Consider the following 15,724-nt stretch of genomic DNA (forward strand, 5'->3'; position numbering starts at 1 on the left):
CCTAAATAGATGATTAAAAAAAGAATGTAGTTAAAAATCTGTTAGAAGTCTAGTAAGTTTTCGACAAAGGATTAAATTTTCCTATTTTTGAACTATGACTACAAAAGAGAGTGAGTGTAACATTCCGGGAGAAATTAACTATAAAGAACACTGGAATGCAGCCTATGTAAAAAATCCAACTGAAAAACTAGGATGGTTCGAAGAAAGTTCGAAAGAAACTATTAAATTATTAAAGGAATCTAACGTACCAAAAGACGCTAAAATCTTAAACGTTGGTGTTGGTTCGTCTATGTTAATTGATGAATTAGTAGCCGATGGATATTCAGGTTTAATAGCAAATGATTTATCTGAAAAAGCATTAACCGATGTAAAAAATAGATTGGGAGAAGACGCATCAAAAGTGAGTTTTATAGCTGATGATTTAGTGTCTCCAACAAAACTACAAGAACTTACAGAAATTGATGTTTGGAATGATAGAGCAGTACTACACTTTTTTTTAAAAACCGAAGAACAAAATGCTTATTTTAATCTACTAAAGAAGCTTGTAAAAGTTGATGGATTTGTAATTATTGCTGTTTTTGCTTTAGACGGAGCAGAAAAATGTTGTGGACTGCAATTACAACGTTACAATACGGAAATGTTACAAGAAAAATTAGGAGACGATTTTGTTTTAGTCAATAGTTTTAATCACACATTTGTAAATCCGTATGGAGGAGAACGTCCATATGTTTACACATTATTTCAAAGAGCCAACAAGTAATGAAAGTAACTAATATACCTTATAGAGATACAGGATTCTTTTCTAAAACAATGGATGACTATTTAAAGGCTGATGAAAAGATTCAACCTTTTTATAACCGCTATCCAAGTTTACGAAACTTTGAAAAACAGTTAGAAGAAAAGAAAGCAACCCCTATTTCAAGCACTCAAAGGAAAAGGTTAGTTGAAGTATTGAGAAAACAATACAAAGACATTGATTTGTCGTTCGACACGCAGAAAAATATAGAAAACTTACTAGAAGAAAATACATTTACGATTACAACAGGGCATCAACTAAACTTATTTACTGGTCCGTTATATTTTTTATATAAAATCATATCAACCATAAACATGTGCGAGCATTTGGCAATGCAATTTCCTAATGAGAATTTTGTACCTGTATATTGGATGGCAACAGAAGATCATGATTTTGAGGAAATCAATTACTTTAACTTTAAAGGGAAAAAAGTACAATGGAACTCGAATCAAACAGGACCTGTAGGACGTTTTTTAACCGAAGGACTGCAAGATGTTTTTGAAGTATTTGCTGAACATTTAGGAAGTTCAAAAAATGCCATTCAAATAAAAGAACTCTTTGAAAAAGGGTACTTACAACATCAAACATTAGCAGATGCGACTCGATATATAGCCGATAAACTTTTTGGAAAGTACGGTTTGGTAATTTTAGATGCTGATGAAAGAGAGTTAAAAAGAGCATTAACGCCTTATGTAGAATATGATTTGTTACACGAAACTTCTTATAAAGAAGTCTCTAAAACAATTACAGATCTAGAACAATCATATAAAATACAAGTAAATCCGCGTGAGATAAACTTGTTTTATATTACTAATAGTATTCGTGAACGTATTGTTCTTGAAAATGGAACATACAAAGTAAACAATACAGATATTTCTTGGACTAAAGACGAAATTTTAGACCATTTACATAGAGAGCCAGAATGCTTTTCACCAAATGTAATTATGCGTCCGCTATACCAAGAGGTAGTTTTACCGAACTTATGTTACATAGGTGGAGGAGGAGAGTTAGCCTACTGGTTAGAGTTAAAGGCATATTTTGAAAAAGTTAATGTTCCGTTTCCTATTTTATTATTGAGAAACTCAGCTCAAATATTTTCAGAAAAACAGTTAGGTAAGTTAGAAAAACTAAACGTTTCAGAAGAAGAACTATTTTTAAAACAAGACGACTTACTAGCAAGAAAAGTGTTAGCTAACGGTGATACTAAGGTAGATTTTACTAAGCAAAAACAGTTTTTACAACAACAATTTGATGATTTACGTGAGCTAGCTCAAAAAACCGATGTTTCTTTCTTAGGAGCTGTAAATGCACAAGAAAGAAAACAGGTTAAAGGGTTAGAAAACCTTGAAAAAAGATGGTTGCGAGCAGAAAAACGACGTCAGAAAGAAATGGTTGAAAGAATTGTAGCTTTGCAAAACGAATTATTACCTAATCAAAGTTTAGAAGAGCGTCAACGTAATTTTTCAGAGTTCTATTTAGAGTATGGAGCAGACTTCATTACAATTCTAAAAGAAAACTTACATCCGTTACAACTAGAGTTTACCCTTATTACACTTTAATGAGCACAAAAAAAGGATTACATCCTAAAAACATACACAACCAAGGATACGACTTCACGTTATTAGTAGAAAAGTATCCGAAACTTTCTGAATTTATCATTGAAAAATTTGAGAAAGAGACTATTGATTTTTCTGACCCAATAGCAGTAAAAGAGTTTAATAAGGCATTATTAGCAGCTCATTATAATATTAAACATTGGAATTTTTCTGATGATAATTTATGCCCACCTATACCGGGAAGAGTAGATTATATTCATCATTTAGCCGATTTAGTTGCGGGTGAGGAAAATGTAACGGTGTTAGATATTGGTACAGGGGCAAGTTGTATTTATCCTTTGTTGGGAATTGCAGTATACGATTGGAATTTTGTAGCAACCGATATCGATTTAGATTCGTTAGATTATGCTCAGGACATTATAGATGATAATGGTTTTACTGACAAAGTTGAATTAAGACAACAGTTTAAAGAAGAACATATCTTAGAAGGAATTATAGAAGAAGGTGACGCATTTACAGTAACGATGTGCAATCCGCCATTTTATAAATCAGCAGAAGAGGCGAGAGGAGCCAACCGAAGAAAATCGAGAAACTTAGGAAATAATGCGGTACGTAATTTTGCAGGAAACTCCAATGAGTTGTGGTATATAGGTGGAGAAAAAGCTTTTTTACATACCTATTTATACGAGAGTTCTAAATATCCGAAAGTAAGTAAATGGTTTACGAGTTTGGTTTCTAAAAAAGAAAACGTAGAAAGCTTACAAAGTTCTGGCAAAAAACTAGGAGTGAAAGAATTTAAAATCATTCCTATGCACCAAGGAAATAAAGTAACACGTATTGTGTGTTGGAGATTTTAGAAAAGGAAAGAAACTTCCTGAAATGATTAATAAATATCATTTCGACTATATGAGTAGTCTTAATAATATGAGTGACTCCTATTTTAAAGATTTCTCCTTTCGTTACACTTCAGTTCGAAAAGACAAAATAAAACGTCATTTCGACCGGAGGGAGAAATCTCACCAAGGACAGTAACCCTGATTATTGAGATTTCTCGTTGTCACTCGAAATGACGTTTTTTGTCGTCATTATGAGTGATAACGAAGTAATCTTTTTGTAGAAAGTGAGATAGCCACGTCGTTATCACTCCTCGCTATGACGTTTTATTATTCTTAAATACTATTTACAAAATCAAGGAAAACTTTTTTATGAAGCGCTAAGTCCATATTAGGAGAAAGTGCTACACGTGCAATATAATCTTTATCACCTTCTTTGGTAGTTCCTTGTGTTGAGGTTGCAGGAATTGTCCAATAACAACCTTTTAACTGTCCGTAGCTTACACAATACTTACTTTCATCAGGAATTTCAGTAATCATTAAATTGATAAGCTTCAAGTTTAAGATTCTTTTATAGGCTTCTTTTTCTTCCGCAGTATTTCCTTTGGTAGGAAGATCTAACGAAAATACTGATGGCGTAAATCCTTGTGCTGCTAGTTCTTCTGAAACAAAATTGATTTTAGCATCAGGTAAAACTTCATGGATAAAGTTTACAAACTCACGAGTATTTTTATAAGCATCACTAACTCGTTGCGTCATCGAAGGCATTTGTGCAGCTAATATTTCATATTGAAGCGGAGTCGCTTCATTATCACAAATGTGTAAGTGCTTTTCGATTTTGTCGATTAAAGCATTAGTTGTTTTATTTCCAACACAGTACCCAGCAGTACATTTACCTCCACTTGGGAATTTAGATCCGCTGGCAAAAGAAATAGTTCTAACGCTAGCTAACATATCCGTATCACCTAAAAAGTGGACATTCGGACAGAAAGTTTGGTCTAAAATAAATACAGGACCTACTGCTGTTTCACCCGTTGGAGTAGTACGTTTTTTACTTAAAACATCTCTTAAATCAGTAAGGTTTGGCACTTCTACTCTTGGGTTGGTCGGAATTTCTGCAATGATATACGGAACCGCATCTTGTGCTGCAATATTGGTTAACACCGTATCAATACTTTCTACCATATTGTTGTCTCCGTCAACAGCAAAATCAACTACTTCTACATTATCTAAACAAGCAGCAACACGTCTTGCTTGGTCGTTTGTACCACCATAACAGTTTGGAGGCACTACAATTTTAATAGCTTTTCCTTTATGGTTTTCAAGAGCATCATCAATCAATCCCATTAAAATGGCGTATTGTATTGAAAGTCCACTTGATGCTACTAACGCTTTTGTACTGGTATTGGTAATTTCATTGATGAGTTTCTCAACCTTCGCTTTGTTTTGTTTTACGTCAGTAACCGTAACCTCATACGGCTCATCGATAAGACTTTTTAACGCTTTTAACGAATTAGCAGGAGTCATGGCAATAGTTTCTCTTCTTCTTACATGTTGAATGTCTGAAATATAAGAATCGTTTTGCTCTCCGTTTACGAATACAATACTTCCTAATTCTGGGTGTGTGTTGATGTAAAAATCAACGTTTGGTAGAATGGTAAAGTTGCAAATAGCTTCTTGTTCAACAATCAATACGGTACTACCGTCAAATTCTGTAATATCTTCAGTACTATTAATTTTTTGTAACTCAAATTGATATCCGTATACATTCTTAATTACTTCTGCATCAAAAGAGTTTGGTAATTCATTAGTGTATACTATTCGTGTGTTTTTGTTAGCAAACAAATTTGCTCTTAACACTGCTAATACAGGAACAGTTTGCGACGAAAAGCTAATTACATTTGCTGCTTTTGTGTTATGTAATTTGGCTATCGTCCATTCTAATACAGATGATAAAGGGTGTCCTAAACGAATATAATCGTATGCAGTAGGTAATTCCTTCAATACAGTAGCAGTTGCATTGTTGTTTTTATATAAATCTTCAAATTGCTCTAAAAACTGAGTTTTAGCTAGCTCTTCTACATAAATATCCAGTCGGTGTGTGGTTAGGTTTAGCCAATCAGTGGGCATATTTTCTAACACATTTTTTATATAAGTACGTATAGTATTGTCTTGCATTATAGGCGTCTTTTAATAAGACTGCAAGATACGTTAATTTGAAATTTTATGAAAGGTTGGAGAGGAGGTTTTAAGACATTACTTCATTTCAATTTTCCAGTTTTCAGTATTTAAAAATCCATTTATTATTTTATAGTTAGGTAATTTCTCAAAGTTAATTTTTAGCCTTTGTCCATAGTATCTTCCAAAGTTTATATTATCAATTTCATAATCAATATTTAATAACTCTGTTTTGAAGGTTACATCAACTATTCCGATTGAGTCAAAATCGGCTATAATAAATTTATCCTTTGTTGGAGTTTCTGCTAAATCTTTAATATCCGTTTGAGGGTCAAAAAAAAGAATTTCTTTTTTATTAATATCTAAAATAAAAAGCCCATCGCTAGTAAGAACCGCAACTTGATTTATTTTTTCTGCAACAGCAACGCTTTTAGGTTTTCCTCGAAAACTTCCAACCCAATCAATTCCGTTATTAGTAGTAAACTTAACCCAGCTCCAAATTTGACTTTTCCATATAGTATCTAAATCAAAGGTCTTTTCTTCATATTGACCAGAAGTAGGTTGGTTAATAAATTCAGCTTTCAATTTTTTTAATTTTTAAAATTATCAATTATTTCATTCAGTAGTTTTGTTAATCAAAAAAAAGAGGTAACCTCAGAGAGTTCCTTTTCTGAAAGATCTATATACGTTTTTATATGATTTGTTAATGTATTGTAAGACATTGATTCTCTATTTATATTAAAAACTAGATATTATTTATAATCAATGTTTAATTAGTTATAAAAAGCTTTATATAATTGAAAGGTAACAAATAGAACAACGGGATCATAAATCATTAGGTGGTATTTAAATTTGATCAAAAAATATTTCTTTAATTTAATCCACAGTACATTATACCATTTTAAGCCAAAATATTTAGCCTTAGTAATCTTAAAAGAGTTTAAATCTAGAGGCAAATGATTTTCATGCTTTTTTAAAACAATATCATATTTTTCTGATATTGTCCGATAGCGAAATTATCGTTTTAAAAGTTAGTAAACAAACCAAAAATTAAGTAGTCTCCTCCGTATCCAGCTTATCTATTTCATAACTCATATATCCCTTATACAGTTTTACAATAGACTTGGTTTCTCCTAGTATGGTGAGTACATCATCCGTTACTAAAATCGTAGAACCGTTAGGGGTAAACGTTTTGTCGTTTCTTTCAACCAAAGCCACTAAAACATCTTTTAGTAAAAACTTACGCAACCTTCGTCCCATTTTTTACAGCACGTTCAGCTGTTAAAAGTGTCACTTCATTATCATCACCTAAACCACCCAAAACCAAACATTCGCTCATCATATTCGCAATTTGTTTTTTAGGAAAATTCACTACAGCAACGACTTGTTTTCCAATCAAGTCTTCAGGTTGGTATAGTTTGGTAATTTGTGCGGAGGTTTTTTTAATTCCGTAGTCACCAAAATCTACCTGCATTTTATAGGCAGGATTTTTTACTTCTTTAAATAGCTCAGCAGAAATAATCGTACCTATACGCATTTCTACTTTTGTAAAATCACTCCAAGTTAAACTGTTATTGTTATCCATAATTTTTATCTAATAATCGTTTTGCAGCGGTAAACGGAGTGGTTTTTCCGCTTTCTAGTTTGCTAATTTCTTGCTGCAACAATTCTTTAATTTTTGGGTTGTTATAAAAATTACTTTTTAGTTGCTGATTAATGGTTTCTAACAACCAATAATTATTCTGTTCGTTTCTTTTTTGTTGAAAGTAGCCTGATTTTTTCACTAAACTCATGTATTCTTCAATCATAGCATAGATAGCATCAATTCCTTGATGATGAAGTGCACTAGCCAATAAAACTTTAGGTTGCCAATCACTTTCCTTAGCAGGGTATAAGTGTAAGGCTCTGTTAAACTCTACTTTTGCCAATTTAGCATTTTTCTCGTTACCGCTGTCTGCTTTGTTAATTACAATGGCATCTGCCATTTCAATAATTCCACGCTTAATCCCCTGCAATTCATCACCAGCACCTGCTAACTTCAGTAATAAAAAGAAATCGGTCATCGAATGTACCGCAGTTTCCGATTGTCCTACACCCACGGTTTCAATAATAATAGTATCAAAACCAGCAGCTTCGCACAAAATAATACTTTCACGTGTTTTTTGGGCAACTCCACCTAACGAAGTTCCAGAAGGAGAAGGGCGGATAAATGCATTTTCATCGGTAACCAACTCTTCCATACGGGTTTTATCACCTAAAATACTTCCTTTGTTTATTGAACTACTCGGATCTACTGCTAAGACTGCAACTTTTTTACCTAGCGAAGTTAAATGCTTCCCAAAAGCTTCAATAAAAGTACTTTTTCCTACGCCAGGTACACCTGTAATGCCAATTCTAACCGATTTATTAGCGTTTGGTAAACAAGCTTCTATAATTTCATTCGCTTGTTGTTGGTGTTTTGGGTTGGTACTTTCTACCAAGGTAATGGCTCTACTTAAAAACGGAATATTTCCAGCCAAGATTTGAGTTACAAATTCTTCGGTAGAGGTATTTTTTCTTCTGCTACGTTTTATGTTTTCTGCAGATGATTTGCTAGTGGTTTCGGGTTGAGAAATCCCGCTTTTTTCAGAAAGTGCAGATTTGTTTTTATCAGTCATTGTATAGCTAAAACAGAATAATACTGTAAATTTAGAAATAAAAATGCAGGAAAATGCAACAGAGCGAAAAAAGACTCGTCTTTAGGGTAAGAAACCAATAATGAAATCAACCAAACAGATACATCAACCGGTTATAGATGCCTGTAAAAAAAACGATGCAAAGGCACAAATGCAATTGTATGAATTGTATTGTGAAGCTATGTATACAGTAGCTTTACGATATGTAAAAGATTCATATACTGCAGAAGATGTAATGCAAGAAGCTTTTATAAAGGCATTTAAAAATATTGATTCGTATAAAGAAGAAGTAACGTTTGGCGCTTGGTTGAAAAGGATTGTTATCAATCAGAGTATTGATTATTTAAAGAAGAGGAAGCTAGAATTGATTTCTTTAAATGAAGAAACCACCACATTGGTAGATGATGATTATGATAATTGGAATGTAGCATCTACTATATCGTATCAAGATATTGTAAACTGCATTCAGCAATTAAAAGAAAAATATAGAGTTGTGTTAACCCTATTTTTGTTAGAGGGATATGATCATGGAGAGATTTCGCAAATATTAGGAATTTCTGAAGTGAGTTCAAGAACACATTTATTAAGAGGAAAAAGACAAGTGCAAGAACAATTAAAAGCAGTACATCATGTCTAAAGATATTAGAGAAATACTAAAAAGCAATGTTGAAAACACAGACAGGTTATCAACCAATCACAGACAGCATTTTCAACAAAAGTTGATGGATGAATTGCACGAAAAGCCATCAGTAAAAAAATCATACCAGTGGTTGTATGTAGCAGCATCAATAGTGTTGTTGGTGAGTTTGGGGATTCAGTTTTATCCAACAAATACTGTAGGTCCAATAATAACTGAGCTTCCAAAAGAAACTCAAAATAAAATTAGTTTAGGAGCAATTTCACCTGAATTAAAAACGGTAGAAGATTACTATGTGAATACAATTAATTACGAACTAAGTCAGTTAGAATTAACTGATGATAATAAAGAACTTTTCAATGGTTATTTGACCAAAATAGGAGAATTAACCAAAGAATATAAATCGTTAACCCAAGAGCTCAATATAAAAGGGATTAATGATGATACTATCAATGCATTGATTGGAAACCTGCAACTGCGTTTACAGCTGTTAAAACGTATGCAAAAACAATTACAAGAATTTAAAAATCCAACTCAAAATGACATTCAAACAATTTAAAATCAGTGTTTTTTTACTGTTAGTAACTGGCGTTGTATCTGCTCAGAAATACAACAAAAAGTTTAGTGAAAATTTTAACACCAATAAAGACGTAGTAGTAAGCATCAACGCATCTAATGCAGAGATTGATGTAACTACTTGGAACAAGAACGAAGTTTCAGTAGAGGCAGTTGTCGAAGTGGAAGGGCTTGATAAAAAAGAGGCTCAAAAGTACTTAGACAATTGGAAATTTGAAGCTTTAGGTAATAAGGGTAAAGTACAAATTAAAGCGAATAGCAATAGTTTTCATTCTTTAGGAAATGACAATATTGTGTTCTTTAATTCATCAGATAATAACTTTCCAAGAGCATTTCAATTTGATAGTAACGATAAGGTAATTGTAGTTCCAGAAGTAAGAATTCCTGAAATGCCAGAGATGCCAGAAATTCCTGAGATTGAAATCCCAGAAATTAATTTTGAAGAAATTGTTACAGGCTTAGAAGACATCGAATTTGACTTTGATAAGTATGCAAAAGACGGTGATAATTATTTCTTTAGGTGGAAAGATGGTGTAAATGATATTACCATAAAATCAAAGAAAGAATGGGAAGAATTCAAGAAAACAGATAAATACAAAGAGTTTAAAAAACATCAAGAAGAAAGAAAAAAAGAAATTAAAGAAGAACTAAAAAAGATTAAGGTAGAAAGAATTAATCAAGAAGAACTTAGAAGAGAAGTGGCGAAAGCAAGAGCTGAGGTTCGAAAAATTAATAGAGAGGAGATAAAAAAAGAGTTAGAAAAGGCTCGAAAAGAAATACATAAAGCAAGAAAAGAGATGAAAAAAGCTCATAAGAGTTATTCTTTTTCGTCAGAAAGTAATGATTTTATGGTGAATGGTAAAAAAGTAAAAGTCACCAAAAAAATTAAAGTAAAAGTTCCTGAATCGGCAACATTTGACCTGAATACACGTCATTGTAAAGTGAAATTACCTAAAACAAAAGCTTCAGGAAAAGTAAGTTATGGTACTTTTAAAGCAGAAGCCTTAGATGGTGGAAGGTTAAATATTTCTTATTCACTAGTAAATATAAATTCATTAAACGCTTGTACGTTGTTCTTAAATAATGTAACCGATGCTCAATTAGCATCGGTTACCAATACAACATTGAATTCTAATTCATCAGAACTAGTAGTAAGTAATATTTATAGCAATGTAGAGGTAAACAATAAGTTTGGAAGTGTAACGATAACAAAAGTACACCCTAGTCATACTAATTTGAGAATGCTGTTAAATTATTCAGATGGAGTAATTGATTTGTCAGGGGTAAATAAGCTATTTGTAACAGAAAGCGGTAAGGTTGAAAAATTGAATAATGGAAGTGTTGAATATAATGGAGATTTTGTACTTGTTTCAAAAGATAAAAAAATAAAAATAGAAGGTAAATACAGTCAATTAAAAATTAAAAATTAATAAGAAATACAAACAAAATTACTTTTTATTTCTACAAAATTGCTACCAAATTCTTTTTCTATATTCTTTATAAAGTGCCTATATTAGCGATTGCAAATAGTCATTTTTACTATGGAATTATACAAAGAAAATCAACTTAAAGTATATAACTCTTTAACTAAATCAAAAGAGCCTTTTAAACCAGTAATTGAAGGACGCGTAGGTATGTACGTATGTGGTCCTACAGTATATAGCAACGCCCATTTAGGAAACGTACGAACTTTTATGTTTTTTGATGTAGTGTATCGTTATTTATTACACCTAGGATATAAAGTACGTTATGTACGTAATATTACCGATGCGGGTCACTTAGAAAATGACGCTGATGAAGGTGAAGATAGAATAGCTAAAAAAGCACGCTTAGAAGAAATTGAGCCTATGGAAGTCGTGCAACGCTACACGGTTGATTTTCATAATGTATTAAATAATTACAACTTCTTACCGCCTAGTATAGAACCTACAGCAACAGGACACATCGTAGAGCAAATTGAAATGATTAAAGAAATCATAGACAAAGGATTTGCCTATGAAGTAAATGGTTCAGTATATTTTGATGTATTAAAGTATAACGAAACTGGTAACTACGGAATCTTATCTGGAAGAAAAATAGAAGACGCTATTCACAATACGAGAACGTTAGATGGACAGTCAGATAAGAGAAATCCACAAGACTTTGCACTCTGGAAAAAAGCCGATGAGCGTCATATTATGCGTTGGCCTTCTCCTTGGAGTGATGGCTTCCCAGGTTGGCATTTAGAATGTTCAGTAATGAGTACCAAATACTTAGGTGACCAGTTCGATATTCATGGAGGAGGAATGGATTTAAAATTCCCGCATCATGAGTGTGAAATAGCACAATCACAAACCTGTAGTGGTGTAAAGCCAGTAAACTACTGGATGCACACCAATATGTTGTTGTTGAACAGCCAAAAAATGGCAAAATCAACCGGGAACTTTATTTTACCAAACGAAATTTTAACAGGAGAAAATAGCATTTTAGGAAAAGCATTTTCAGCAAGTGTTGTTCGTTTTTTTAATATGCAAGCTAATTACCGAAGCATTTTAGATTTTTCTGGAGAAGCTTTAGAAGCAGCTGAAAAAGGACATGCTAAGTTGATGGAAGCTGTAACTTTTTTAGATAAAATTGAAGCAGGTGCTACTTCTACATTTGATGTTCAAAAGTGGAAGCAAGATTGCTACGATGCCATGAATGACGATTTTAATACACCAATTTTAATATCTCATTTATTTGAAGCTGTAAAAGTGATCAATCAAATCAAAGAAGAAAAAGCAAGTTTAACTGAGAATGACTTAGAGGTGTTTAAAAATACAATTAATGCTTTTGTTTTTGATGTATTAGGCTTAATGAACGAAACTTCTGAAGGAAATAATTCTGATAAACTAAGTGGTGTTGTTGAAATGCTGATTACCATGCGTAAAGAAGCACGTGAAAATAAAGATTGGGCATTGTCTGATGAAATTCGCGATAGGTTACTAGCTTTAGGTATTCAATTAAAAGATGGTAGAGAAGGAACAACGTTTATAGTTAATTAATTGAAAAAAATATTAACATATCCGTTTATATTACTAGTTCGATTTTATCAAACAGCAATATCTCCGCTTACACCAGCAACATGTAGATATTCACCAACGTGTTCAAGTTATACAATTGAAGCGTTACAAAAACACGGATTGTTTTACGGTGGTTGGTTGGCTTTGAAAAGAATTTTCAGTTGTCACCCTTGGGGAGGAAGCGGTTACGATCCTGTTCCAGAGAAAAAAGAAAAAAATAATCGTCATTGAGAAGTTTACGACGAAGTAATCTTTTGAGATAGCTTCATTTTAACTTGTCTTAATTACAGCCGAAAGGTTCGTAATGACACAAAAACTAAATTAAAGTAGATGAATTTTTTATCCATAGTGTGGGATTGGAACCCAGAAATAATAAACCTTGGAGGTTTTGGTATTCGTTGGTATAGTTTAATGTTTGTAGCAGCGTTTATATTAGGGCTTCGTTTAATGAAAAAAATATACATTAATGATAATATTTCGGAAGAAAAATTAGATCCATTATTTATGTATGTATTTGTTTCAATGTTAATAGGAATGCGTTTAGGAGATGTGTTCTTTTATAGTTGGGACTATTACCAAAATCACTTATTAGAGATTATATTACCGTTTAAAAAACATGAAGGTTCTTCTGCGTTATTTGGATTGTTAGATGGATGGAAGTTTACAGGCTTTACAGGTTTTGCAAGTCATGGAGCAGCGATTGCTATTCCAATAGCGATGTACGTTTATGCTAAAAAACACTTGCAAAAGCCATGGTTATTTATCTTAGATAGATTAGGAATTATGGTAGCCTTAGCAGGGTTTTTTATTCGTTTCGGAAACTTTTTCAATTCTGAAATTTATGGAAAACCAACAGGAAGTGGTTTTGGTGTAATCTTTAAAAGAGCAGGAGAGACGGTTCCACGTCACCCAACCCAATTATACGAAGCGTTTAGTTATTTAGCGTTGTTTGTAGCTTTGTGGTACTTCTATTGGAAAACCGATAAAAAAAACCAAACAGGCTTTTTATTTGGGTTATTCATGGTGGTGTTGTGGTCGTTACGTTTTGTAATTGAATTCTTAAAAGAAGCGCAAGTTGACGGACGAGAAGATTGGGTATTCAATTCTCTAAATACTGGTCAGGTATTGAGTATTCCGTTAGTATTAATTGGTTTCTGGTTAATGTTTAGGAAAACAAAATAACTTGAGGTAATTGTATAAACAAAGTCGTCTAAAATTACTTTTTAGACGACTTTGTTATTACTGGTTTATCATCACAGTTTGCAATACCTAAATTTATAACTTACTTTTTGTTTTTTCAATTTTTTCTTTTGTCTTTTCTATTTTATTTAGCCATCTTTCTTCAGCATTAGGCGATAATTTTCCTTTTCTTTTTAGTTTTCTATATTTTTTTTCAGTTTTTCTTAGTTTGTCAGTTAACTTATCTAACTTCTTTTTTGCTTTTTCGGTTTTTTGTATCTTCTTTTCTGCTCTTTTTTTCGCTTTTTCGCGTTTCTTCTCTGCCTTTTTTTTAGCTTTTTCTTCCTTTTTTTTAGCTTTTTCTACCTCTTTTCTCGCCTTTTCTTCCTGTTGTTTTGCCTTTTCTTTTAATTCCTTTTGTTCAGAAATTAAAGTAGCTTGTTTTAAAATAGTTGTTTTTTCTTTATCTTTTAAAATGCTTGTTACTTCCTCTTCTTCTAGATAGATTTTTTCCTTTTTAACTTTGTAGGTTTTTCCATCTTTTTTTACTTCTTGAGCATTTACTTTAAATCCACAAAGGATTATTAATAATATAATAATATGTTTCATACTTTATTTTTATAGTTATTTATAATTTTAAAAAGCCGTTCATTTAATTTTACCATAAATAATTGCAGGTAGGCTTTTACTATATATAACACATAAATGGTATAAAAAGTCACATAATTATCATAGTTTTAACATTTAAATGTCGTATAAAAATATAAAACGCGTGTTTTAGTGTTAAGTTTTACTTTTATGAACTATAGGTTTGTAAGAAATATTGTTAAGACTATCTCATTACAGCTGGGTTGTAAAATTATAACGACTGTATGTTTTTTATTGCTCTATAGTAGAAATTCTTACTCTTTAGAAAACTTTTCAGCTAACAAATCCCACAGTTGAGAATACCCATTGTCATAGCCCAGAGCCCAAATACCGACACCTCCTATTTTATTGCTTTTTATCCAGTCGTATTTCATTGAAAGTGATTGTACATCTTCAAAAAACAACTGTCTATACTCATCGTTGTGGTCTTTAATAACCATATAGCTTGAAGCACTTTTAGGATCAAATTTGATAGGAATTTGTAAGGAATCAATGTAAATGTCTCGTATAGTATTGTAACGAGGATGCGATTTGAATTTGGTTACTTTAGCACCCATTTCAGAATTTTTTGTATACCATTCCGCTCCGTAATAAGGAAGTCCTGCAATTAGTTTATTCAGTGGCACACCTTTGTTTTTATAATAATTAACGGAAGCTTCTAAACCATTCCCGAATTTTTTACTGTATTTAAAAGGAGTTACGGGGCCAGTAGTCTTACTAAAACTTCCATAGTAATCGTACCCCATTAGCGTGTAAAAATCAATATGCGAATTAATAGCAGGGATATCAAAAACATCATTCCAATCAACAGCATATAAGCATAAAGAAACCATAAAGTTAGGGTTCTTCTCTTTTAGTTTTTTTGAAATTTGAATGATAGATTGCGTAAAATTATTTCTATCTTTTTTAGCAACCCCCTCAAAATCAATATTAATTCCATCTGCATTTCTTAAGGTAAGTAGTTCGATTAAGTTATTTATTAGTGTGTTCTGGGCTTTTGGATTATTCAAAAATATTGCATTGTTTTTGTTTCCAAAATTAGAAACAGAAAGAAAAACTTTACAGCCTTTTGTTTTAGCGCTATCAATTAACGAAGTAGTTTTCCACTGATGTATGTTTTGATAGTTGCCTGTTTTGGGTTCAACAGTATATGAGAAGTATGAAACACCCCAAAGCATAGAAAAATTATAAGTTTTGTATGAAGAGCCGTTAGAATATATATGCCATCCAAATGTGCGGTAATTTGGATGAACTTTACCTTTTTTATGTGTTATGGGTTTATTTGAAATGTTGTTTAGATTGTCCCATTGTTGTTCGGTAGTAAAATTTAAATTGCTGTATGTTTTTTCATGCCAATGGCGTTGGCTCATAAATTGACTACTGTCTGCAAACTCCTTAGGGTTGGAAGAATTAGCTGGTAAAGGTTTGTTTTTAGGTTTTGAACAAGACGTAATTAAGGCCATTAAAAAAGAGAAACTAATTATTATCTTGATATACTTTTTGTGAATTTGTTTCATTTTGTTAGAAACTTCGGTTTAGTGTTATGGTTTTATGTAAGACTATTGGATAATATCACAGCCAATTATAGTGTATATTAAAAAAGTT

Annotated in this window: 17 protein-coding genes; 9 read left to right on the forward strand and 8 right to left on the reverse strand. The window is 32.1% G+C overall.

Annotation, left to right across the window (positions count from 1 at the left end; translation table 11 throughout):
* Positions 1-94 precede the first annotated feature (94 nt).
* From ACKTSW_RS09860 to rlmF, 3 genes are read left to right on the forward strand one after another with little or no spacing between them, the layout of a single operon-like run.
* On the forward strand, positions 95-760 hold the full coding sequence (locus tag ACKTSW_RS09860) for a class I SAM-dependent methyltransferase (protein WP_408025090.1): 666 nt from the start codon (positions 95-97) through the stop codon (positions 758-760).
* Positions 760-2,355, forward strand: a complete 1,596-nt coding sequence (gene bshC / locus ACKTSW_RS09865; protein WP_408025091.1) for a bacillithiol biosynthesis cysteine-adding enzyme BshC — start codon at positions 760-762, stop codon at positions 2,353-2,355. Before ACKTSW_RS09860 ends, bshC begins: the two co-directional genes overlap by 1 nt.
* On the forward strand, positions 2,355-3,209 hold the full coding sequence (gene rlmF / locus ACKTSW_RS09870; RefSeq protein ID WP_408025092.1) for a 23S rRNA (adenine(1618)-N(6))-methyltransferase RlmF: 855 nt from the start codon (positions 2,355-2,357) through the stop codon (positions 3,207-3,209). The genes bshC and rlmF overlap by 1 nt, the downstream gene beginning before the upstream one ends.
* 312 nt (positions 3,210-3,521) lie before the next feature.
* On the opposite strand, the gene ACKTSW_RS09875 is transcribed toward rlmF, so the two are convergent.
* The 6 genes from ACKTSW_RS09875 to meaB form a co-directional block, all read right to left on the reverse strand.
* Entirely contained in the window at positions 3,522-5,363 is a 1,842-nt protein-coding gene (locus ACKTSW_RS09875) for a PLP-dependent aminotransferase family protein (protein ID WP_408025093.1), read from the reverse strand.
* Positions 5,364-5,441: 78 nt separating this feature from the next.
* The gene (locus ACKTSW_RS09880) at positions 5,442-5,948 is read right to left on the reverse strand and encodes a hypothetical protein (protein WP_408025094.1); all 507 of its coding nucleotides are present in this window, start codon (positions 5,946-5,948) and stop codon (positions 5,442-5,444) included.
* A 188-nt stretch (positions 5,949-6,136) separates the two neighbouring features.
* Entirely contained in the window at positions 6,137-6,364 is a 228-nt protein-coding gene (locus ACKTSW_RS09885; RefSeq protein ID WP_408025206.1) for a hypothetical protein, read from the reverse strand.
* A gap of 49 nt (positions 6,365-6,413) precedes the next feature.
* Positions 6,414-6,623 (reverse strand): TrkA C-terminal domain-containing protein, encoded by a 210-nt coding sequence (locus ACKTSW_RS09890; protein ID WP_408025095.1) that lies wholly within the window; start codon positions 6,621-6,623, stop codon positions 6,414-6,416.
* A complete protein-coding gene (locus tag ACKTSW_RS09895) occupies positions 6,604-6,948 on the reverse strand; it encodes a tRNA-binding protein (protein ID WP_408025096.1) in 345 nt (114 codons plus the stop codon). Before ACKTSW_RS09895 ends, ACKTSW_RS09890 begins: the two co-directional genes overlap by 20 nt.
* Complete coding sequence (gene meaB, locus ACKTSW_RS09900) at positions 6,941-8,020, reverse strand: methylmalonyl Co-A mutase-associated GTPase MeaB (protein WP_408025097.1); 1,080 nt, start codon at positions 8,018-8,020, stop codon at positions 6,941-6,943. Before meaB ends, ACKTSW_RS09895 begins: the two co-directional genes overlap by 8 nt.
* A gap of 100 nt (positions 8,021-8,120) precedes the next feature.
* Here meaB and ACKTSW_RS09905 point away from each other — a divergent pair, with 100 nt between their 5' ends.
* The 6 genes from ACKTSW_RS09905 to lgt all read left to right on the forward strand — a co-directional run bounded on the left by ACKTSW_RS09905 (position 8,121) and on the right by lgt (position 13,474).
* Positions 8,121-8,675 (forward strand): RNA polymerase sigma factor, encoded by a 555-nt coding sequence (locus ACKTSW_RS09905; RefSeq protein WP_408025098.1) that lies wholly within the window; start codon positions 8,121-8,123, stop codon positions 8,673-8,675.
* Positions 8,668-9,234 carry a hypothetical protein gene (locus tag ACKTSW_RS09910; RefSeq protein WP_408025099.1) on the forward strand — a complete coding sequence of 189 codons (567 nt, stop codon included), beginning with the start codon at positions 8,668-8,670 and terminating at the stop codon, positions 9,232-9,234. Before ACKTSW_RS09905 ends, ACKTSW_RS09910 begins: the two co-directional genes overlap by 8 nt.
* Entirely contained in the window at positions 9,215-10,681 is a 1,467-nt protein-coding gene (locus tag ACKTSW_RS09915) for a hypothetical protein (protein WP_408025100.1), read from the forward strand. The genes ACKTSW_RS09910 and ACKTSW_RS09915 overlap by 20 nt, the downstream gene beginning before the upstream one ends.
* 111 nt (positions 10,682-10,792) lie before the next feature.
* Positions 10,793-12,274, forward strand: a complete 1,482-nt coding sequence (gene cysS, locus ACKTSW_RS09920; RefSeq protein WP_408025101.1) for a cysteine--tRNA ligase — start codon at positions 10,793-10,795, stop codon at positions 12,272-12,274.
* Complete coding sequence (yidD, locus tag ACKTSW_RS09925) at positions 12,275-12,523, forward strand: membrane protein insertion efficiency factor YidD (RefSeq protein WP_408025102.1); 249 nt, start codon at positions 12,275-12,277, stop codon at positions 12,521-12,523.
* 99 nt (positions 12,524-12,622) lie between these two features.
* The gene (lgt, locus tag ACKTSW_RS09930) at positions 12,623-13,474 is read left to right on the forward strand and encodes a prolipoprotein diacylglyceryl transferase (protein WP_408025103.1); all 852 of its coding nucleotides are present in this window, start codon (positions 12,623-12,625) and stop codon (positions 13,472-13,474) included.
* 93 nt (positions 13,475-13,567) lie between these two features.
* Here lgt and ACKTSW_RS09935 read toward each other — a convergent pair whose 3' ends face one another.
* Both ACKTSW_RS09935 and ACKTSW_RS09940 read right to left on the reverse strand, forming a co-directional pair.
* Positions 13,568-14,080 carry a hypothetical protein gene (locus tag ACKTSW_RS09935; RefSeq protein ID WP_408025104.1) on the reverse strand — a complete coding sequence of 171 codons (513 nt, stop codon included), beginning with the start codon at positions 14,078-14,080 and terminating at the stop codon, positions 13,568-13,570.
* A gap of 293 nt (positions 14,081-14,373) precedes the next feature.
* Positions 14,374-15,636 (reverse strand): glycosyl hydrolase family 18 protein, encoded by a 1,263-nt coding sequence (locus tag ACKTSW_RS09940; RefSeq protein ID WP_408025105.1) that lies wholly within the window; start codon positions 15,634-15,636, stop codon positions 14,374-14,376.
* Positions 15,637-15,724: the final 88 nt, after the last annotated feature.

It is taken from the genome of Tenacibaculum sediminilitoris (assembly GCF_964513795.1).
Lineage (GTDB): Bacteria > Bacteroidota > Bacteroidia > Flavobacteriales > Flavobacteriaceae > Polaribacter > Polaribacter sediminilitoris.